Genomic DNA, 19,945 nt, shown 5'->3' on the forward strand with positions numbered 1-19,945 from the left:
GGCTTACCCCTGCTTGGCCGCGGCCGCGTTGGTGTTAGCGGCGGCACCCATCTCACGGGCAAGCCAGCCGTCCAGGCGCTTGAGGCGCACCGAGTGGATCAGGAACGCACAGACCGCAGTCGGGATGCCCCACACCGCGATGTGCAGCGGTTCCACGTCGATGCCCGAGCCGAGCAGGAACGTGTGCATCAGCGCGATGGCGCCAAAGGCCACGAAAATGTCTTCGCCGAAGAACAGCCCGACGTTGTCGGTGGCGGCGCAGAAGGCCAGCAGGCGTTCGCGCACCGGCGCCGGCAGCTTGCCGAAGCGGTTTTCGGCGGCACCTTCGGCCATTGGGGCCAGCAGCGGACGCACCATCTGCGGATGCCCGCCGAGGCTCGTCAAGCCCGCTGCCGCCGTCAGCTCGCGCACGGCGAGGTAGACGATCAGCAGACGGCCCACCGTGGCCGATTGAATGCGCGAGATCCAGTTCTGCGCGTGCTCACGCAAGCCGTGACGCTCAAGCAAACCCACCACCGCGAGCGGCAGCAGGATGATCAGCGGCAACGTCCGCGTCTTGATGATGCCCGTCCCGATCGCCGTCAGGATTTGGTCGATGGACATCGATGCCGCAAAGCCGGTAGCGATGGCGGCCACAGCCACCACCAGCATCGGATTGAATCGCAGGATGAACCCCGCGATGATGACGGCCACCCCGATCAGCGGCCATAGATTCACTGCCGTACCCATGTGGTGCTTCCCCCCAAGTTAATAAAAAGCCCCGCTGGAAGGACGGGGCCGTGGCTCAGGCGCCGGCGCGAACAGCGATACCCTCGCTGCCAAGCCGTTCCCGAATGCGTCGCGCGAACGCCAGCGCATGCGCGCCGTCGCCGTGCAGACAAACCGTTTCAGCGCGGATCGGAACCCACGTGCCGTCGATGGCCTTCACGCGCTGCTCGCGCACCATCGTCAGCGTCTGGTCCAGCGCGGCATCTTCGCTGTCAATCAGGGCACCCGGCGTGCCGCGTTTGACGAGTGAGCCGTCAGCGTTGTACCCGCGATCGGCAAACACCTCCTCCTTGGCCTCCAGGCCAAGTTCGCGCGCTGCCTTGACCAGTTCGCCGCCCGCCAGGCCAAACACCACCAGCGACGGATCGAAATCACGGATCGCGCGCACGATGGCGACGGCCAGAGGCCGGTCACGCGAGGCCTGGTTGTACAGCGCGCCATGCGCCTTCACGTGGGCCAGCTTGCCGCCCTGCGCGCGCACGATGGCAGACAGCCCGCCAATCTGGAACAGCACGCCCGCGTAGATTTCATCGGGCGGCAGATGCATCTCGGTGCGGCCGAAGTTTTCGCGATCAGGAAAGCTCGGATGCGCGCCGATCGACACGCCCTGGCGCAGCGCCCAGCCGACGGTCTGGCGCATCGTGTTGACGTCGCCGGCATGCCAGCCGCAGGCGATGTTGGCGGAACTCACGAGCGTGAGGAGCGCCTCGTCGGTATCGCAGCCTTCGCCAAGGTCGGCGTTCAGATCAATTGCAGTCATGGTGTTGTCTTCCGGTGCATCAGGCGTTCAGTCGCGTCTTGGCGGTGCGGTGCGCGCTCGACAGAATGCCCTGGCGCTGCCAATCCAGCGCGGTTTCAATTTGCTGCAGATACCGTGCCACGTCGGCGCGGGCGGCTTCGGCCTGCTCCAGCGTCACGCGCTCGAAGCGCACGCGCGTGCCGAGTGGAATCTGCGCCAGGCGCCATTGGTCGGCCAGGATGACGGAACCGATCTTCGGATAGCCGCCCGTGGTTTGCGCATCGGCCATCAGCACAATGGGCTGGCCCGACGGCGGTACCTGGATCACGCCCGGCACCACGCCGTGCGACAGCAGATCGCCGCTGCGCTGCTTCTTGCGCTTGAGTTCCGGCCCTTGCAGGCGAAAGCCCATGCGGTTGCTGTTGGGCGTGAGCGTCCAGTCGGATTCCCAGAACGCGGCTTGCGCATCGGCAACGAAATCGTCGTATTCGGGACCCGGCAGCACACGCATGACGGGCGTGTCCTTCTGCGCACGGTCGAACGTCCAGCGGGCGGCCTTCACGGCAACGGTATCGCCGCTGATGTCGGGGGCGTACGTCGTGTCTGCAGGCAACACCGGCAACCTGTCGCCGTCCTTCAGCGGGCGCCCTTCGAGGCCCCCGAAGCCGGCTTTCAGATCGGTGCTGCGCGAGCCCATCATCTCGGGCACATCGATGCCGCCGGCCACGCAGAGATACGCACGCACACCGCCCTGCGCAACACGCAAGGTCAGCGTCTGACCGCGCTGCACAGGGATGGCGCGCCATGCATGCACCGGTGCGCCGTCAAGCGTGGCGCGGCAATCCGCGCCCGTCAGCGCGATCAGGCCATTGGCGTGGAAGCGCAGCGTGGCGTTGCCCAGCGTAAACTCGATGCCCGCCGCATCACTGCGGTTACCGACCAGGCGGTTGCCCACATACAGCGACAGCGGATCGAGCGCGCCCGACGTGCAAACGCCAAAGCGACGATAGCCGGTGCGGCCCAGGTCTTGCACGGTGGCCAGCACGCCGGCCCGCACGATCTCGATCATGGGTTGGGGTTTCGAAGTCATGCTCGCACCTTCGAGGCAACAAATCGGATGCGGTCTCCAGGCGAGAGCAGCGTGGGGGGATTGCGCTGCGGCATGAAGAGCGCCGCGTCTGTGCGGCCAAGCAATTGCCAGCCACCGGGGGACGCGGCCGGGTAGATGCCGGTCTGCTCACCGCCGATGCCCACCGAGCCGGCCGGCACGGCCATGCGTGGCTCGGCGCGGCGTGGCGTGGCAAGCGACTTGTCGAGCCCGCCCATGTAGGCAAAGCCAGGCTGGAACCCCAGGAAATAGACGATGTATTCGGGCGCGGTGTGGCGACGCACGACTTCGGCCGTGCTCAGGCCGGTGTGCTTGGCCACTTCGCGCAGATCGGGACCTTCGTCACCGCCATACGCGACCTCGATGTCGACGAGTTTGCCGTCGGCCACCAGCGCCTGGCTTTCTTCCCAGGCTTCGCGCAGTTGGGTGGTCAATCGCTGCGCATCGGCCAACGGGCCAAACACGAGCGTGAGGTTGTTCATGCCGGGAACCACGTCGACCACGCCCGCCCAGTTGGACGCGCGCGAGGCCATGGCCCAGATCCGCTGCTGGCAAGTCAGGGTGGCCGGTGGCGGCACTTCGCACAACAGCGCCAGTTCGCCCAGCCGGTGAATCGTGCACTGCAACTTAACCCCCGTCTCGTGTGCGCCGTTGGCGGGGAGATCCCGGCAAAACGATGCGCGATTGAAAACGAAAGCGATACGTTAATAAATTGTCGATAAATTCTGTATAAGAAGTAACCCTTAGTCACTCAGGGCCAAGTCGCGGCTGAACGCGGTCCGGCTTCACCCATCATAGGTGCCGGACACGGTCAGCGTGACAGGCATGTTATGCCCGAGTCATATGAAAAGAGGAAGACGCCTCTAGAACAAGAGGCGTAGAGGAATAGCCGGAAGCGCGAGGATCAGGCGCTGGGCTCTTCGCGCGTGATGCGCAGGCCCAGAACAAGCGCGGCGATGGCGCACACGGCCATCATGCCCAGCAGCGGCAGCGCACTCTGGCCGATGGCGGCGACCACCGTACCGGTCACCATGCCGAGGCCAAACTGCATAGCGCCCATGAGCGCCGAGCCGGTACCAGCACGCGCGCCCTGCCCCGCCATGGCCAGGGCGCCGGTGTTTGGCGAGATGCAGCCGATCGATGCGATGTAGCAGAACAGCGCCGCCAGCACGAGCGGCAGCGGCGTATAACCCGCCGCGGCGGCGGCGGCAGCCAGCACGCTGGTGATAACCGGCACCCAGAGCGCCCGGCGCAACACGCGCGCCGGCGAATACTTGCGCACCAGCCGCACATTCACGCGCGAGGCCGCGATCATCCCTGCCGCGTTGCTGCCGAACACCCACGCGTAGTGCGAGGGCGTCAGCCCATAACCGTCGATCAGCACGAACGACGACACGGTGATGTACGCAAACATGCCCGACAGGAACACCGCGCCGCACCACATATAGGCGGCGTAATGGTGATCGCGCAGGAGTTCCCAGTAGTCGCGCAGCACGTGGCTGACTGCCAGCTTGCGCGCTTGCTCGGGCGCCAGCGACTCGCGCATCAGGTAGTGCACCGCCACCAGCGACAGCACGCCAAACGCCGTCAGCAATGCAAAGATGACCCGCCACGTTGCGAACTGCAGCACCGCGCCGCCAATCATCGGCGCTAGGATGGGCGCCACACCCATCACCAGCATCAGCGTGGAATACGCCTGCGCAGCGCCGGCCGGGTCCATGCGATCACGCACGGCAGCGCGTGCGATGACCATGCCCGCGCAGCCGCCAAACCCCTGCACGCCGCGCAGCACGGCCAGCATCGTGGCGTCTTTGGCAAATGCGCAGCCAATGGATGCAGCCACGTACATCGCCAGACCGATATAGAGCGGCGGCTTGCGGCCAAACCGATCGCTGGCCGGGCCGTAGATGAGCTGGCCGATCGCCAGGCTGATCAGGAAGACGGTCAGCGTGAGCCCCGCCGCGGCCGACGACGTATTCAGATCGCGCGCGATGGTCGGCAGGCTGGGCAGATACATGTCGACCGACAGCGGGCCGATGGCCGTGAGCGCGCCAAGCAGGAGGAGCCAGCCTGGAATCGGGCCGGGCATGCGGGATCGTGCGGGAGCGGGAGCAGTCATGAAGGGAGAGCGGGACGCGGCAGCTGACGTGCGGCCCGCGCCGAAGCAAACCGAGGACTTTAGCGCAAAGTGGCGAACCACGGGGGGTGCGCACCGGTCAGGTGCACGGCGGCGTGCGCGCCCCGTCCAAGGGCTGCGCGTGCAACCTGCATACGTCGGCATGACAAGCTGGAACCCGCAAATGGCCCCCATGGGCCCGGCACGGGATTTGCACTCTGCCACCCCTCGTACGAGGCAGTCGCAAGCGGGCCGAAATCCCCGTCTGGAGCGGTGCCGGACGATATAATTTGTGGTTGATGGCAAGCATCACGCAACCATGATGATTGCTGCGATGCGTCGGCGCGAACCTGCATCGGCGTTACCTGTTGTGAAGTGTCGTCAACACCCAAAAAGAGACCGCCTCCGCTGCGTACCCTGCACGGTGAGCGGCACGGAAACCACGAGCCAACTGTTGTGACACCACTCCCACCACGCCTGTCGCTGACGGGCATGACCAAGCACTACCCGAGCGTGGTCGCCAACGACGGCGTCAGCCTGACTGTCGCGCCGGGCGAGATCCATGCCGTGCTGGGCGAAAACGGCGCCGGCAAGTCGACGCTGATGAAGATCATCTTCGGCGCCGTGCAGCCCGACGCCGGCGAGATGCTGCTCGACGGCCAGCGCGTCGAGATCGCCAATCCGCACCAGGCCCGGGCGCTGGGCATCGCCATGGTGTTCCAGCACTTCTCGCTGTTCGACACGCTCACGGTGGCAGAGAACATCCTGCTCGGCCTGCCCGCTGGCACCGACCTGCGCGACGTGGCCGATCAGGTGCGCAGCACGGGCGAGAAATACGGCCTCCCGCTGGAGCCGCATCGCCATGTCCATACGCTGTCCGTTGGCGAGCGCCAGCGCGTGGAAATCGTGCGTGCGCTGCTCACCAAGCCGCGCCTGCTGATTCTTGACGAGCCGACCTCGGTGCTGACACCGCAGGCCGTCGAGAAGCTCTTCGTGACGCTGCGCCAGTTGGCGGCAGAAGGCACGAGCATCCTCTACATCAGTCACAAGCTCGACGAGATCCAGGCCCTGTGCCACGCCGCCACGGTCATGCGCATGGGCAAGGTCACGGGCGTGTGCGACCCGCGCCAGGAAACGGCGGCGTCGCTGTCGCGCATGATGATCGGCGGCGAGCCGCCGCGCGAATTACGCCCGCAGACCACACCGGGCGAGGTACGCATGGAAGTGGCCGGCCTGTCGCTGCCCAAGGCGCACGCCTTTGCGACGGAGCTGCGTGATATCGCCCTGCAACTGCGCAGCGGCGAGATCGTCGGCATTGCCGGCGTGTCGGGCAACGGGCAGCAGGAGTTGCTGGCGGCTCTGTCGGGCGAAGACACCCGCGCCCCGGCACAAACCATCAGCATCGGCAAGGAGCCAGTCGCCAAGCTCGACCCGCGTGCACGCCGCAAGCGAGGGCTGTCGTTCGTGCCGGAAGAGCGCCTCGGGCGCGGCGCTGTGCCATCGCTGTCGCTAGCCGCCAATACGCTGCTGACGCATCAGCGTGCGCCGCAGGTGCGTGGTGGGCTCATCGACAAGAAGGCTGCGGCCAAACTGGCCACCGGCATCATCAGCCGATTTGGCGTGAAGGCCGGCGGCCCGGATGCCTTGGCCAAGAGCCTGTCGGGCGGCAATCTGCAGAAATTCATCGTCGGCCGCGAAATCGAATGCGCGCCGCGCGTGCTCATCGTCGCGCAACCCACCTGGGGCGTGGACGTGGGCGCGGCGGCCCAGATCCACAACGAAATCCTCGCGCTCAAGGCCGGGGGCTGCGCCATCCTGATCGTGTCGGAAGAACTCGACGAACTCTTTGCGCTGTGCGATCGCCTGCACGTGATCGCCAACGGGCGCCTCTCCCCTTCTACCCCCACGCACGCCACCGACCGCGAACAGATCGGCCTGTGGATGAGCGGCATGTGGGACAAAGCCGCGGCTTCGCCGGCAGCAACCTCGGAGGCGGCCCATGGCTGACGTCATGCATGGCAGCCGCCTGGCGCTGCCGGTTTCGCTGGAGCTGCGCCCAATCCCGTCGCGCACCATGGCCTATGCCTCGCCGCTGATCGCCCTCGTGCTGACAATGGTGTTTGGCCTGCTGCTGTTCGCGTTGCTGGGCAAAGACCCGGTGGCGGGCCTGCGCGTGTTCCTGGTTGAGCCGCTGGCCAGCAAACGCGCGATTGGTGAAGTGCTGCTCAAGACCGTGCCGCTGGTGCTGTGCGCACTGGGCTTGTCGGTGTGCTATCGCGCCAACGTGTGGAATATCGGCGCGGAGGGGCAGCTTATCGTCGGCGGCATCTTCGCGGCGGCCACGATCATTTACTTCGATACGCCCACGCCCGCCATCCCCGGCAGCTTTGCGTTGGTGCTGGCCGTCGTCGCCGGCCTGATCGGCGGGGCGCTGTGGGCGGCCATTACTGCGCTGCTGCGCGATCGCTTTCATGCCAACGAGATCCTCGTCTCGCTCATGCTCACGTACATCGCGCAGTTGCTGCTGCTGTACGTGGTCAACGGGCCGTTGAAGGACCCGAACGGCATGAACTTCCCGCAGTCGATCGTGTTCGACAGCGCATTTGTTCTGCCGACGCTCGTGGCCGGCACGCGTCTGCACGTCGGCTTTCTGTTCATGCTCGTGATGACGGCGGCGATGACGTTGTTCGTGTTCCGCAGCTTTGCGGGCTACCGCCTGCAGGTGGGCGGGCTGGCGCCGCAAGCGGCACGCTACGCGGGTTTCTCGTCGCGTGCGGCGCTGTGGACGGCGCTGCTGGTGTCGGGTGGCCTGGCAGGCATTGCCGGCGCCTTTGAGGTCACGGGCCCGATCGGGCAGCTGCTGCCGTCCATTTCCCCCGGCTACGGCTTTGCCGCCATCGTGGTGGCATTCGTCGGTCGCCTGAATCCGGTCGGCACCGTGCTGGGCGCGATCGTGATGTCGCTGTTCTATATCGGCGGCGAGCTTGCGCAATCGCGCCTGGGCCTACCGTCGGCCATTACCGGCGTGTTCCAGGGCATGCTGCTGTTCTTCCTGCTCGCCTGCGACACGCTCATCGAATACCGCCTGCGCTGGCGCGCGCATCACTGATCAGGCCTCACACATGGAAAGTCTCGCTCCCCTGATCGCCGCGTCGATCAACGCCGGCACCCCGCTGTTGCTGGCCGCCCTGGGCCTCTTGATGAACGAGCGCTCCGGCGTGCTGAACCTCGGCGCCGAAGGCATGATGCTGGTGGCCGCCGTGGTCGGCTTCATGGTCGGCTACCAGACGCAGATTCCGCTGCTGGGTTTTGCCGCCGGCGCGATTGCCGGCATGGTGATGGCGGCCCTCTTCGCGTGGCTGGCGCTGGTGCTCGTTACCAACCAAGTTGCGACGGGCCTCGCCTTGTCGATCTTCGGCACCGGGCTGTCCGCCTTCATGGGGCAGCGCTTTGTCGGCATGTCGCTGCCGGCGCAGGCGCATGGCATTCCGGGGCTGGAGTCGATTCCATTCGTCGGCCCTGCCCTGTTCGCGCAGCACTGGATGGTCTATTTCAGCCTGCTGCTGTGCGGCGCGATTGCCTGGTTTCTGTTCAAGACGCGCGCGGGGCTCACGCTGCGCGCGATTGGTGAATCGCCAGAGTCGGCTCACGCGCTCGGCTACCCGGTGCGCACCATCCGCTTTGGCGCGCTGCTGTTTGGCGGCGCATGCTGCGGGCTGGCGGGCGCGTACCTGTCGCTCGTCTACACGCCAATGTGGGTCGAGAACATGGTCGCCGGCCGCGGCTGGATTGCCCTCGCGCTGACCACCTTCGCCACCTGGCGCCCAATGCGCATCCTGTTCGGCGCGCTGCTGTTTGGCGGCGTGACGATCCTGCAGTTCTACCTGCAGGGGATGGGCGTATCGGTGCCGTCGCAAATTCTGTCGATGGCGCCGTTTGCCGCCACCATCGTCGTGCTGGCCATCATCTCGCGCAATCCGGATTGGATTCGCCTGAACATGCCCGCATCGCTCGGCAAGCCGTTCCGACCGGGGGCTGCCTAAACTGCAGCCTTAGCTTTCGGCATTCCCGCTTTTTGCTTCAACACAGTCAACGAGCCACACAACAGGAGAAATCGATGAACGTTACCCGCAGGATCACGCTGGCCGCCCTGGCCGCCGGCGCTGCCCTGACCCTCTGGGGTTGCGGCAAATCCAACGAAGGCGCTGCCGACAAGACCGCCGCGCCGGCCGCTTCCTCGGCCCCCGCCGCTGCCGCGCCGGCACCGGCCAATGAGCCGCTGAAGGTCGCGTTCGTCTACGTCGGCCCGGTGGGCGATGCGGGCTGGACATATGCTCACGACGCCGGCCGCAAGGAAGTGGAAGCCAAGTTCGGCGACAAGGTGAAGACCAGCTTCGTCGAGAACGTGCCCGAAAGCGCTGCTGACGCCGAGCGCGTGTTCCGCGACCTGGCCACCCAGGGCAACAAGGTCATCTTCGGCACGAGCTTCGGTTTCATGGAATCGATGCTCAAGGTCGCCAAGGAATTCCCGGACGTTAAGTTCGAGCACGCCACCGGTTTCAAGACCGCCGACAACCTCGGCCAATACGACGTGCGCACGTATGAAGGCGCGTATCTGGCGGGCGTGGTGGCCGGCAAGATGAGCAAGTCGGGCAAGCTTGGCGTGGTGGGTTCGGTGCCCATCCCCGAGGTGATCCGCAACATCGACTCGTTCACGCTGGGTGCGCGCAGCGTCAACCCGAAGGCCACCACCCGCGTGGTTTGGGTCAACAAGTGGTTCGATCCGGGCAAGGAGCGCGAAGCTGCCACCACCCTCATCGGGCAAGGTGTCGACGTGCTGATGCAGAACACCGACTCCGCGGCAGTCGTGCAAACTGCACAAGAGAAAGGTGTCTACGCGCTCGGCTGGGACAGCGACATGACCAAGTTCGGCGAGAAAGCCCACCTGGCCGCCTCGATCAACAAATGGGGCGTGTACTACACCAAGGTCGTCGGCGACGTGCTTGAAAACAAGTGGAAGCCGGAAACCGTGTGGTGGGGCCTGAAGGAAGGCGCGATCGATCTGGGCGCGTACAACGCCGTGGTACCGGAAGACGTGAAGGCGCTGGTCGAGACCCGCAAGAAGGGCATCATCGATGGCTCGGCACCGATCTGGAAGGGCCCCCTCAAGGACAACACCGGCAAGGAAGTCCTGCCCGCCGACAAGGTTGCCGACGATGGCTTCCTGCACGGTATCAAGTTCTACGTCGAAGGCGTGGAAGGCAAGATTCCGGGTTAAGTTCACCCCGCCTCGGCAAAAAGCCGGCAACTCGCAAGAGGGCCGGCTTTTTTCATGGGCGATCACACCTCACCTTGAAAACCGGGCCGTTTCCCCAAGCTGATACGATGGTTTGCCGGCCAAACGCCCTCATGTGACGCCGGCTTTTCATCAAGGAGCCCACGATGTTCGGACGACTTTTCCGCCTGTGGAGCGTGGTGCGCAACGACGCGCGCCTGCTGTGGTTTGCGCTGCGCCATCCGGACAAGCCGTGGTGGCTTGCCCCGGCTGCGCTGCTGCTGGTGGGCTATGTGGTATCGCCGATCGATCTGATTCCGGATGTCATCCCGGTGATCGGCTGGGTGGACGACATCGTGCTGGTGCCGCTGGCGCTGCACATGCTGCTGCGTGGCCTGCCCGACCGTGTGCGTGAGGATGCACGCTTTGCCGCCGCCCGGCGTGTGAAGCCCACCGGGCGGTAACTTTCCGCCTTACGGCAAGAGGATCGTCGACCCGGTCGTCTTGCGCGATTCCAGATCGCGGTGCGCCTGCGCCGCGTTCTGCAGTTCGTAGCGTTGGTGAATTTCGATCTTCACCTTGCCGCTGCCCACCACATCAAACAACTCTGCCGCCATCGGTTCCAGCAGCTCGCGCCGCGCCGTGTAGGTCATCAGCGTCGGGCGCGTGATCTTGAGCGAGCCCTTTGCGCTCAGCACACCGAGGTCAACCGGCGGCACGGGGCCCGATGCGTTGCCGTAGGTCACCATCATCCCGCGCGGCGCGAGGCAATCCAGCGAACCCGTAAACGTATCTTTGCCAATGCCGTCGTAGACCACCGGCACGCCCTTGCCGCCGGTGATTTCGCGCACGCGCTCGGTAAAGTTCTCGCGCGTGTAGACGATGGTGTGATCGCAACCGTGCGCGCGGGCAAGTTCAGCCTTCGCATCGCTGCCGACGGTGCCGATCACGGTGGCGCCGAGCGCCTTGAGCCACTGGCACGCAATCAAACCCACTCCGCCAGCGGCTGCGTGGAACAACACCGTATCGCCGGGCTGCACGCGGTAGCTGTCGCGAAGCAGGTATTGCGCGGTCATGCCCTGCAGCATCATCGCGGCGCCGGTTTCAAAATCGATCGCATCCGGCAGGCGCACGAGAATGTCGGCCGGCATCGTGCGCACCGCAGCGTAAGCGCCGGTGGGGCGGCCGGCATAAGCAACACGGTCGCCGGGCTTAACGTGCGTCACGCCCTCGCCCACCGCTTCCACCACACCCGACGCTTCCATGCCGATGCCGCCCGGCAGTGGCTGCGGGTACAGCCCCGTGCGGAAATACACGTCGATGTAGTTCAGGCCGATGGCGTGCTGCTTGACCGTCACCTCGCCGGGGCCGGGCGCGGGCACGTCGACATCGACGTACTGCATCACTTCGGGGCCGCCGGTCTCAAAGATGCGGATGGCTTTCGCTTGTGTCATGCGTGGATCTCCTTCGGATCGGGCGCCACCCGTTGCAGGGCAGACATCACCAGGTCGGCGGTGGCCAGGTTGGTGGCGCAGGGAATGTTGTGGACGTCGCAGGCGCGGACGAGCGCGTTGATGTCGGGTTCGTGCGGCTGTGGCGTCATCGGGTCGCGCAGGAAGATGACGACGTCGACACGGCCTTCGGCCAACTGTGCGCCAATCTGCAAGTCCCCGCCCCACGGGCCGGACAGCATGCGCTGCACGGTCAGGCCGACCTCCTTCTCCAAGCGGCCACCGGTGGTGCCGGTCGCCAGCAGATCGCATTGCGACAGGAAGGCTCGGTGCGTTTGTGCGAAAGCGACCATGTCGTCTTTCTTGTGATCGTGTGCGATCAGGGCGACGCGGCGTTTGCGGGCTGCGCTTTCGGGCGTAAGAGTGGTCATCGTGATTGGCTTAGAAGGTGCCAGGGAAGCTGCCGCCATCCAGCAGGATGTTTTGCGCATTCAGGTAGCCAGCGTGCTGGCTGCACAAGAAAGCACACACGGCGCCAAACTCGGCCGGTTGGCCGAAGCGTCGAGCCGGATTGCCCTGCCGCTTGCGGTCGAAATTTTCTTCTGCGCTGATGCCAGCGGTCTTGGCGCCAGCTTCCAGCGTCTTGGTCAGGCGGTCGGTCTCAAACTGGCCCGGCAGCAGATTGTTGATGGTGACGCCATGCTTGGCGACTTCACGCGCCAGGCCCGCCACGAAGCCCGTCAGCCCGGAGCGCGCGCCGTTGGACAAACCCAGCACGTCAATCGGTGCCTTCACCGCACCGCTGGTGATGTTGACGATGCGGCCCCAGCGGCGCTCGATCATCTTGTCGACGGTGGCTTTGATGAGATCGATGGGCGTGAGCATGTTCGCGTTGAGCGCAGCATTCCATGCCTCGCGGTCCCAGTCGCGAAAGTTGCCCGGCGGCGGGCCGCCCGCGTTGTTGACGAGAATGTCGGGCGAGCCGCCCAGTCGCTCGCATGCGAGCAGCGCCTCGGCGCGGCCTTCCGGCGTGGTGATGTCGGTGGCCACGGCTTCCACGCGCACGCCGTGCGCCGTGCGGATGCGCTCGGCCGCTGCCAACAACGCTTCGGCACCGCGCGCGACAATCACCACGTCCACGCCTTCAGCGGCCAGCGCGTCGGCGCACGCAAAGCCCAATCCCTTGCTTGCGCCGCACACCAGCGCACGCTTGCCTTTCAGCCCCAAATCCATCCTGTCTGACTCCTTGTGATTGTTATCTGGATTGGCCGCCTGTCAGCCGCGACGGCGTGACAGCAGCGCCATCCCGGCAAGCACCAGCGCACTGCCAGCAATCTGCCAAATCGTGATCGGCTCGCCCAGCAGCCACCAGCCAAGCAGCAGCGTTGACACCGGCCCGATCATGCCCGCCTGCGAGGCCACCGGCGCACCCACACGCGCCACCGCCATCATCGTCATCGTGACCGGCGCCACCGTGCAGAACACCGAGTTGATGGCCGACAGCCCATACACCTGCCAGGGCAACACCAGCGCCGACACCGGCCGCAGCACCAGAAACTGGACGATACAGGCTGCGGTCGACACGCACATCGCATAGGCAACCAGCCGCATCGACCCAACGCGCTTGACCAGCTCACCGCTAGCCAGCAGATAGATACCGTAGCTGATGGCGCTGGCGAGCACCAATCCGCCACCCAGCCACACGTTGTTGCCACCCTGGTTGAGGTCGTGCGCGAACACCAGCACGATGCCGGCATAGGCCAGCGCCAGCGACACCCACTGCAAGCCGGTGATGCGCCGCTTGAATACCGTCGATGTAATCAGCAGCACGAACGACGGCGTTAGAAACAGGATCAGCCGCTCCAGCCCCGCCGTGATGTACTGCAGGCCGAGGAAGTCGAGAAAGCTGGAGAGGTAATAGCCGATGAGCCCCAGGCCGACGATGCGCCAGCGGTCTGGCACGGTCAGCGGCTCGGCCCCGCGCGACTGCCACCACCCCATCGCCATGAACAGCGGCGCCGCCAGCAGCATGCGCAGGGTGATGACCATGACGGCGTCCACCTGATAGCGGTACATCAGCTTGGCGACGATGGCCTTGGCGGAAAACAGGACGGCGCCCGCGGAGGCAAGCAGCAGGCCGCCGGTGTCGGTGGTTCTTGCGGAACTGGAAGACGCAGAAGACGCGGTGGTCACAGCGGGGCGCGGGAGAGGAGCGAGAGGCGTTGGAGAGCGTCGTCGATTGTATTGGAATTCAACAAAACGTTCCGACGCGGGGTGCGCTGCGCGTGGCACAGGTTTCGCTTGGATACACCCGGGGCCACCGTACAATCGCGCCTGCATTCCGAAAATCTACAACGACAACGGATCCCACATCGACATGAGCCAAACCACCTCTTCCGCGTTCCCCGCGGGCACCGCCGGGGCACCCGACCCGACCCTCTGGAACGAAGACCTCAACCCGACCCCGCAGGCTGCCCGCACCTGGACGGCGACCAACTACGCCGCGCTGTGGGTGTCGATGGTGGTATCGGTGCCGGCCTACATGCTGGCTTCGGGCCTGATGAGCGAGGGCATGAATTGGTGGCAGGCGGTGTTGACGGTGTTCCTCGGCAATCTGATCGTGCTCGTGCCGATGGTGCTGGTGGGCCACGCTGGCACCAAGTACGGCATACCCTTCCCTGTGCTGGTGCGAGCGTCGTTCGGCGTGCGCGGCGCGCAGTTGCCGGCCATCCTGCGGGCCATCGTGGCGTGCGGCTGGTTCGGCATCCAGACGTGGCTGGGCAGTCAGGCGATCTACACGATCCTCAACGTGGTCACCGACAACATGCTGGTGGGCGGCAACATTCCGGGGCTGGGTATCAACCCGGGCCAGGGATTCTGCTTCCTGCTGTTCTGGGCACTGCACATCTGGCTGATCACCAAGGGGCTCGAATCGATCAAGCGCTTTCAAGCGCTGGCCACCCCGCTGCTGATCCTGGCCGCACTTGGCCTGGTCTGGTGGGCGTATATCAACGCGGGCGGTTTTGGCCCGATGCTGTCGGCGCCGTCGGCGTTCTCGGCAGGCGGCAAGCGCGCCGGCGAGTTCTGGGGCTTCTTCTGGCCGTCGCTCACCGCCATGGTCGGCTACTGGGCCACGCTGGCGCTGAACATTCCCGACTTCACCCGCTTCGCGCGCAGCCAGCGCGATCAGCTTGTCGGGCAGGCCATCGGGCTTCCCCTGCCGATGGGCTTGCTGGCGCTGGTGGCCGTGCTCGTCACGTCGTCCACGGTGGTCATCTACGGTCAGGCCATCTGGGATCCGGTCACGCTGGCCGGCAAGATGACGGGCCCGTCGGTCATCGTGGCCCTGCTGGCACTGATCACCGCCACGCTGATGACGAACATCGCCGCCAACGTGGTGTCGCCGGCGTATGACTTCTCGAACCTGGCGCCGCACCGCATCTCGTTCCGCATCGGCGGCTACATCACGGCGGGCATCGGCCTGGCGATGATGCCGTGGAAGATCCTGGAAACCACCAAGGGCTACATCTTCACGTGGCTGGTCGGCTACGGCGCACTGCTGGGCCCCGTGGCCGGGATCATGATGGTCGACTATTTCCTGGTGCGCCGCACAGTGCTCAAGACCGGCGAACTGTTCCGCATGGACGGCCCTTACGGGTACGGCAACGGCTGGAACGGCCGCGCCATCGTCGCGCTTGTGATTGGCGTGCTGCCCAATCTGCCGGGCTTCTTCAAGCAGGCCGGGTTCGTCGCCAGCGTGCCGGGCGTGTTCGAAGCGCTGTACACGTACGCATGGTTCGTGGGCCTCGCAATTTCGGCCGTGGTGTATGTGATCCTGATGCGCGGGCGCCGTTAAGCGCTTCCAAAATCGACACGGGCGCGCCGGTACAATGCGCCCCATCTGAGAATCCCCTGCCGCCATGAAACAAGATCCGCGCTTTCCGAACCTGTTCATCCTCAATCACCCGCTGATCCAGCACAAGCTCACGCACATGCGCGACAAGGACACGTCGACGCGCACGTTCCGCGAGCTGCTGCGCGAGATTACGCTGCTGATGGGCTACGAAATCACGCGCAACCTGCCGCTGACCAGCCGCCACATCGACACGCCGATGGGCCCGATGGAAGCGCCCGTCATCGCCGGCCGCAAGCTGGCCGTGGTGCCGGTGCTGCGCGCGGGCGTGGGCATGAGCGACGGGCTAGTGGAACTGATTCCGTCGGCGCGTATCGGCCACATCGGCGTGTACCGCGATGACCAACATCGTCCGGTGGAATACCTCGTGCGCCTGCCTGACCTGGAAGACCGCACCTTCATCCTGTGCGATCCGATGGTCGCCACCGGCTACTCGGCCGTCCACGCTGTCGACGTGATGAAGAAGCGCGGCGTGCCCGACGAGAACATCCTGTTCCTGGCGCTCGTCGCGGCGCCCGAAGGCGTGGAGGTGTTCCAGCAGGCGCATCCGGGCGTAAAGCTGTTTGTGGCGTCGCTCGATTCGCACCTGGATGAAAACGCCTACATCATCCCGGGCCTGGGCGATGCGGGCGACCGCCTGTTCGGCACGAAAAACTGATCGCACGCTCCCAGCGCAAACAAGAACAGCCGGCAATGCCGGCTGTTGTCTTTGGTGCGTTGGACGCGCTCAGCGCTTCTTCGATCCGCCCAGAATGCTGCCCAGCACGCCGCGCACGATTTCGCGCCCGACGGTCGAACCGATGGTGCGCATCGTCGACTTGGCCAACGTTTCGACAATCGAATCGCCACGGCCGCTGCGGCCCGTACCCTTCGTCAGGATTGCGCCGACATCGCCAAGCCATCCGCCACTCTCCTGTTGCGCTGGCGCTGGCGCCGGTGCGGGCACTGAACCTGTCGATGCACCGAAATCCGTGCCGATGGAACCCGGTGCCGGCGCAGAGGCCGGCCCGCCCTTTGCCACGCGGCCGCTCAGGATCTCGTACGCCGATTCGCGATCGATTGCCGTGTCATAGCGCCCCGCCACCAGCGAATTGGACATCAGCTCGCGGCGCTCGTCGTCCGAGATCGGGCCGATGCGCGATGCAGGCGGCACGACAAACGCACGCTGCGTAATCTCCGGGCGGCCGCCCTCATCCAGCATGGAGATCAGCGCCTCGCCCACGGCCAATTCGCCAATCGCCTCTTCAATGCTGAATTCCGGGTTCGCGCGCATCGTGGTGGCCGCCGCCTTCACGGCTTTCTGATCGCGCGGCGTGAAGGCCCGCAACGCGTGCTGCACGCGGTTGCCGAGCTGGCCAAGCACCGTGTCCGGCACGTCGGCGGGGTTCTGCGTCACGAAGTACACGCCTACGCCCTTGGAGCGGATCAGCCGCACCACCTGTTCCACCTTCTGCAGCAGGGACGGCGGTGCGTCATTGAACAGCAGGTGCGCCTCGTCAAAGAAGAAAGCGAGTTTGGGCTTGTCCACGTCGCCCACCTCGGGCAGATGCTCGAACAGCTCGGAGAGCATCCACAGCAGGAACGTCGCGTACAACTTGGGCGCATTGAGCAGCTTGTCGGCCGCCAGGATGTTGATCACGCCTTGGCCGCGCACGGTCTGCATCAGGTCATTGATGTCGAGCATGGGCTCGCCGAAGAACTGGTCGGCGCCCTGCTCTTCCAGCGCGATCAGGTTGCGCTGGATGGCCCCGATGCTGGCCGACGAGATGTTCCCGTACTTGTTCGTGTAGTCCGACGAATGCTCGCCAACGTGCTGGAGCATCGCGCGCAGGTCTTTCATGTCGAGCAGCGCAAGGCCTGAGTCGTCCGCAATCTTGAAGACGAGGTTCAGCACGCCGGTCTGGATGTCATTCAGCTCCAGCATGCGCGAGAGCATCAGCGGGCCCATGTCGGACACGGTGGCGCGCACGGGGTGGCCGCGTTCGCCATACACATCCCACAACGTGACGGGGCAACCAGCCCATTGCGGCTCTTCCAGACCGCGCTCCTGCAGGCGGGCCTTGAGCTTGTCGGTGGACTGACCGACTTGCGAAATGCCGGTCAGATCACCTTTTACGTCGGCCAGGAAAACCGGTACGCCGATCTTCGACAGGCCCTGGGCGATCGTTTGCAGGGTGACGGTCTTGCCGGTGCCGGTGGCACCGGTGATCAAGCCATGCCGGTTGGCGAGCTGGGGCAACAGCACCAACTCCGCTTTGGCGTTCTTGGCAATCAGGATGGGATCGGTCATGGCGTTTGGACGAGGATCAATCTGGGGGGATGACACACCAGCAAGTCGACCGGATGGACGGGGCGGCGGGCGTGTGCAGCATGCTAAAATCCGCGACCGATTATAGAGCGTGCAGGTGGCGTCAAACCGCCATCTGGGCGCCAGATCCCACTGCATTCCGCTCGGAGAGTTTCATGGCCGGTCATTCCAAATGGGCCAATATCAAGCATAAGAAAGCCGCTGCCGACGCCAAGCGCGGCAAAGTTTGGACGCGCCTGATCAAGGAAATCACCGTGGCGGCCCGTCTGGGCGGCGGCGATGCCGACTCCAACCCGCGCCTGCGCCTGGCCATGGACAAGGCCACCGACGCGAACATGCCCAAGGACAACATCAACCGTGCCATCCAGCGCGGTGTGGGCGGCCTGGAAGGCGCGAACTACGAAGAAATCCGCTACGAAGGCTACGGCATCAACGGCGCAGCCATAATCGTCGACTGCTTGACCGACAACCGCACGCGCACCGTGGCTGAAGTCCGCCACGGTTTCGACAAGTACGGCGGCAACATGGGTACATCGGGCTCCGTCGCGTTCCTGTTCGACCACATCGGTCAGTTCATCTACGCGCCGGGCACGCCGGAAGACAAGCTGATGGACGCCGCGCTCGAAGCCGGCGCCGACGATGTCGTCACCCATGAGGACGGCTCGCTCGAAGTCATCTGCCCGCCCCACGATTTCACGAAGGTCAAGACCGCGCTGGAAGCCGCCGGCTTCAAGGCGGAACTGGCCGAAGTCATCATGAAACCGCAGACCGAAGTCGAGTTCACCGGCGAAGACGCGGTCAAGATGCAGAAGCTGCTCGACGTCCTGGAAAACCTGGACGACGTGCAGGAAGTCTTCACCAACGCGGTCATCGGGGAGTAAGTCCCGGACACGCGCATAACGGCGATCGACCTCACGATCGCCGTTTTTGTTTTCCAGATTTCGATTTTTTGAGTAGGTACAGCATGAAAGTGATGGTGGTCGGTTCGGGCGGTCGAGAGCACGCCCTGGCATGGAAGCTGGCACGCTCGCCCAAGGTGCAGGTGGTATACGTGGCCCCCGGCAACGGCGGCACGGCGCTCGACAAGCGCCTGCAGAACCTCCCGATCACGGATCCGGAAGTGCTGGCAGCCTTTGCCGAGCGCGAAGGCATCCACTTCACGGTGGTCGGGCCGGAGGCACCGCTGGCCGCCGGCATCGTCGACCTGTTCCGCGCCAAAGGCTTGCGCATCTTCGGGCCGACCAAGGCCGCCGCGCAGCTTGAATCGTCGAAGGATTTCGCCAAGGCGTTCATGCACCGCCACGGCATTCCGACCGCCAAGTACCAGACCTTTAGCGATGCTGCGCAGGCACATGCGTACATTGACCAGGAAGGCGCCCCGATCGTCATTAAGGCCGATGGCCTGGCCGCCGGCAAGGGCGTGGTCGTGGCAATGACCGCCGAAGAAGCGCACAACGCCATCGACATGATGCTGGCCGACAACCGCCTGGGTGACGCCGGTGCACGCGTTGTGATCGAAGAATTCCTGGCCGGCGAAGAGGCCAGCTTCATCGTCGTGTGCGACGGTAAGAACGTCGTGGCGCTGGCCACCAGCCAGGACCACAAGCGTCTGCTCGACGGCGACGCCGGCCCCAACACGGGCGGCATGGGCGCCTACTCGCCCGCGCCGGTCGTCACGCCCACGCTGCACGCCCGCGCGCTGCGCGAGATCATCATGCCGACCATCCGCGGCATGGAAAAGGACGGCATTCCGTACACTGGTTTCCTGTATGCCGGCCTGATGATCGACGCGGAAGGCAACCCCAAGACGCTCGAATTCAACTGCCGCATGGGCGATCCGGAAACGCAGCCCATCATGGCGCGCATGAAGACCGACCTGTACGACGTGCTCGACCGCGCCATCGACGGCAAACTCGACGGCATGGAGCTGGACTGGGACCGCCGCACCGCGCTGGGCGTGGTCATGGCCGCGCACAATTACCCGGACACGCCGCGCAAGGGCGACGTCATCACCGGCATCCCGAAGGAAACGGAAGACAGCGTCACCTTCCACGCTGGCACCACGCTCAAGGACGGCGTGTTGACCACCAACGGCGGCCGTGTGCTGTGCGTGGTTGGCCTGGCCGATACCGTCAAAGCAGCACAGCGTGCTGCATACAACGCCATCGAGCAGATCCACTTTGACGGTGCCCAGTACCGGACCGATATCGGCCATCGCGCCATCCGCCATTGAGCGATAGCCGGCCGCGCTGATGCCCCACCATGGG

19 protein-coding genes are annotated in these 19,945 nt (G+C 65.2%); 9 read left to right on the top strand and 10 right to left on the bottom strand.

Annotated elements, in window-relative coordinates; all coding sequences use genetic code 11:
* Nucleotides 1–3: 3 nt before the first annotated feature.
* The 5 genes from ACCD03_RS05260 to ACCD03_RS05280 form a co-directional block, all read right to left on the bottom strand.
* Nucleotides 4–729: a DUF969 domain-containing protein gene (locus ACCD03_RS05260; RefSeq protein WP_045206110.1), complete on the bottom strand. Its 726-nt coding sequence runs from the start codon at nt 727–729 to the stop codon at nt 4–6.
* Nucleotides 730–784: 55 nt separating this feature from the next.
* A complete protein-coding gene (gene pxpA, locus ACCD03_RS05265; RefSeq protein WP_325651749.1) occupies nt 785–1,528 on the bottom strand; it encodes a 5-oxoprolinase subunit PxpA in 744 nt (247 codons plus the stop codon).
* A gap of 19 nt (nt 1,529–1,547) precedes the next feature.
* Nucleotides 1,548–2,597, bottom strand: coding sequence for a biotin-dependent carboxyltransferase family protein (locus ACCD03_RS05270; protein ID WP_082076170.1), 1,050 nt, complete (start codon nt 2,595–2,597; stop codon nt 1,548–1,550).
* Nucleotides 2,594–3,241, bottom strand: a complete 648-nt coding sequence (gene pxpB / locus ACCD03_RS05275) for a 5-oxoprolinase subunit PxpB (protein ID WP_112184128.1) — start codon at nt 3,239–3,241, stop codon at nt 2,594–2,596. The genes ACCD03_RS05270 and pxpB overlap by 4 nt, the downstream gene beginning before the upstream one ends.
* 278 nt (nt 3,242–3,519) lie before the next feature.
* Nucleotides 3,520–4,734 (bottom strand): multidrug effflux MFS transporter, encoded by a 1,215-nt coding sequence (locus tag ACCD03_RS05280; protein WP_253537899.1) that lies wholly within the window; start codon nt 4,732–4,734, stop codon nt 3,520–3,522.
* Nucleotides 4,735–5,223: 489 nt separating this feature from the next.
* Here ACCD03_RS05280 and ACCD03_RS05285 point away from each other — a divergent pair, with 489 nt between their 5' ends.
* The 5 genes from ACCD03_RS05285 (at nt 5,224) to ACCD03_RS05305 (ending at nt 10,470) form a co-directional block, all read left to right on the top strand.
* Nucleotides 5,224–6,738: an ABC transporter ATP-binding protein gene (locus ACCD03_RS05285; RefSeq protein ID WP_413411050.1), complete on the top strand. Its 1,515-nt coding sequence runs from the start codon at nt 5,224–5,226 to the stop codon at nt 6,736–6,738.
* The gene (locus ACCD03_RS05290; RefSeq protein ID WP_413411020.1) at nt 6,731–7,840 is read left to right on the top strand and encodes an ABC transporter permease; all 1,110 of its coding nucleotides are present in this window, start codon (nt 6,731–6,733) and stop codon (nt 7,838–7,840) included. Before ACCD03_RS05285 ends, ACCD03_RS05290 begins: the two co-directional genes overlap by 8 nt.
* 13 nt (nt 7,841–7,853) lie before the next feature.
* Complete coding sequence (locus ACCD03_RS05295) at nt 7,854–8,774, top strand: ABC transporter permease (protein ID WP_045206103.1); 921 nt, start codon at nt 7,854–7,856, stop codon at nt 8,772–8,774.
* A gap of 74 nt (nt 8,775–8,848) precedes the next feature.
* Nucleotides 8,849–10,009 (top strand): BMP family ABC transporter substrate-binding protein, encoded by a 1,161-nt coding sequence (locus ACCD03_RS05300; RefSeq protein ID WP_413411021.1) that lies wholly within the window; start codon nt 8,849–8,851, stop codon nt 10,007–10,009.
* A 164-nt stretch (nt 10,010–10,173) separates the two neighbouring features.
* The gene (locus ACCD03_RS05305) at nt 10,174–10,470 is read left to right on the top strand and encodes a YkvA family protein (protein WP_045206101.1); all 297 of its coding nucleotides are present in this window, start codon (nt 10,174–10,176) and stop codon (nt 10,468–10,470) included.
* Between the two features lie 9 nt (nt 10,471–10,479).
* Here the strand turns inward: ACCD03_RS05305 and ACCD03_RS05310 are convergent, their stop codons facing one another.
* The 4 genes from ACCD03_RS05310 to ACCD03_RS05325 are packed head-to-tail and all read right to left on the bottom strand — an operon-like array spanning nt 10,480 to nt 13,650.
* Nucleotides 10,480–11,460 (bottom strand): quinone oxidoreductase family protein, encoded by a 981-nt coding sequence (locus ACCD03_RS05310; RefSeq protein ID WP_413411023.1) that lies wholly within the window; start codon nt 11,458–11,460, stop codon nt 10,480–10,482.
* Nucleotides 11,457–11,888: a methylglyoxal synthase gene (locus ACCD03_RS05315; protein WP_045206099.1), complete on the bottom strand. Its 432-nt coding sequence runs from the start codon at nt 11,886–11,888 to the stop codon at nt 11,457–11,459. Before ACCD03_RS05315 ends, ACCD03_RS05310 begins: the two co-directional genes overlap by 4 nt.
* Before the next feature lie 10 nt (nt 11,889–11,898).
* Nucleotides 11,899–12,690 (bottom strand): SDR family oxidoreductase, encoded by a 792-nt coding sequence (locus ACCD03_RS05320; protein WP_045206098.1) that lies wholly within the window; start codon nt 12,688–12,690, stop codon nt 11,899–11,901.
* Between the two features lie 42 nt (nt 12,691–12,732).
* Nucleotides 12,733–13,650, bottom strand: coding sequence for a DMT family transporter (locus ACCD03_RS05325; RefSeq protein ID WP_413411024.1), 918 nt, complete (start codon nt 13,648–13,650; stop codon nt 12,733–12,735).
* A 184-nt stretch (nt 13,651–13,834) separates the two neighbouring features.
* Here ACCD03_RS05325 and ACCD03_RS05330 point away from each other — a divergent pair, with 184 nt between their 5' ends.
* Both ACCD03_RS05330 and upp read left to right on the top strand, forming a co-directional pair.
* Nucleotides 13,835–15,313: an NCS1 family nucleobase:cation symporter-1 gene (locus ACCD03_RS05330; RefSeq protein ID WP_413411026.1), complete on the top strand. Its 1,479-nt coding sequence runs from the start codon at nt 13,835–13,837 to the stop codon at nt 15,311–15,313.
* Between the two features lie 64 nt (nt 15,314–15,377).
* The gene (gene upp / locus ACCD03_RS05335; RefSeq protein ID WP_027680948.1) at nt 15,378–16,028 is read left to right on the top strand and encodes a uracil phosphoribosyltransferase; all 651 of its coding nucleotides are present in this window, start codon (nt 15,378–15,380) and stop codon (nt 16,026–16,028) included.
* A gap of 69 nt (nt 16,029–16,097) precedes the next feature.
* On the opposite strand, the gene ACCD03_RS05340 is transcribed toward upp, so the two are convergent.
* A complete protein-coding gene (locus ACCD03_RS05340; protein WP_413411028.1) occupies nt 16,098–17,660 on the bottom strand; it encodes a helicase HerA-like C-terminal domain-containing protein in 1,563 nt (520 codons plus the stop codon).
* Between the two features lie 173 nt (nt 17,661–17,833).
* On the opposite strand from ACCD03_RS05340, the gene ACCD03_RS05345 reads away from it, so the two are divergent.
* The gene (locus tag ACCD03_RS05345) at nt 17,834–18,559 is read left to right on the top strand and encodes a YebC/PmpR family DNA-binding transcriptional regulator (RefSeq protein ID WP_253537937.1); all 726 of its coding nucleotides are present in this window, start codon (nt 17,834–17,836) and stop codon (nt 18,557–18,559) included.
* Between the two features lie 83 nt (nt 18,560–18,642).
* Nucleotides 18,643–19,911, top strand: a complete 1,269-nt coding sequence (gene purD / locus ACCD03_RS05350; protein WP_253537939.1) for a phosphoribosylamine--glycine ligase — start codon at nt 18,643–18,645, stop codon at nt 19,909–19,911.
* Nucleotides 19,912–19,945: the final 34 nt, after the last annotated feature.

Source organism: Ralstonia sp. Ralssp135, from assembly GCF_047304345.1.
Taxonomy (GTDB): Bacteria; Pseudomonadota; Gammaproteobacteria; order Burkholderiales; family Burkholderiaceae; genus Ralstonia; species Ralstonia chuxiongensis.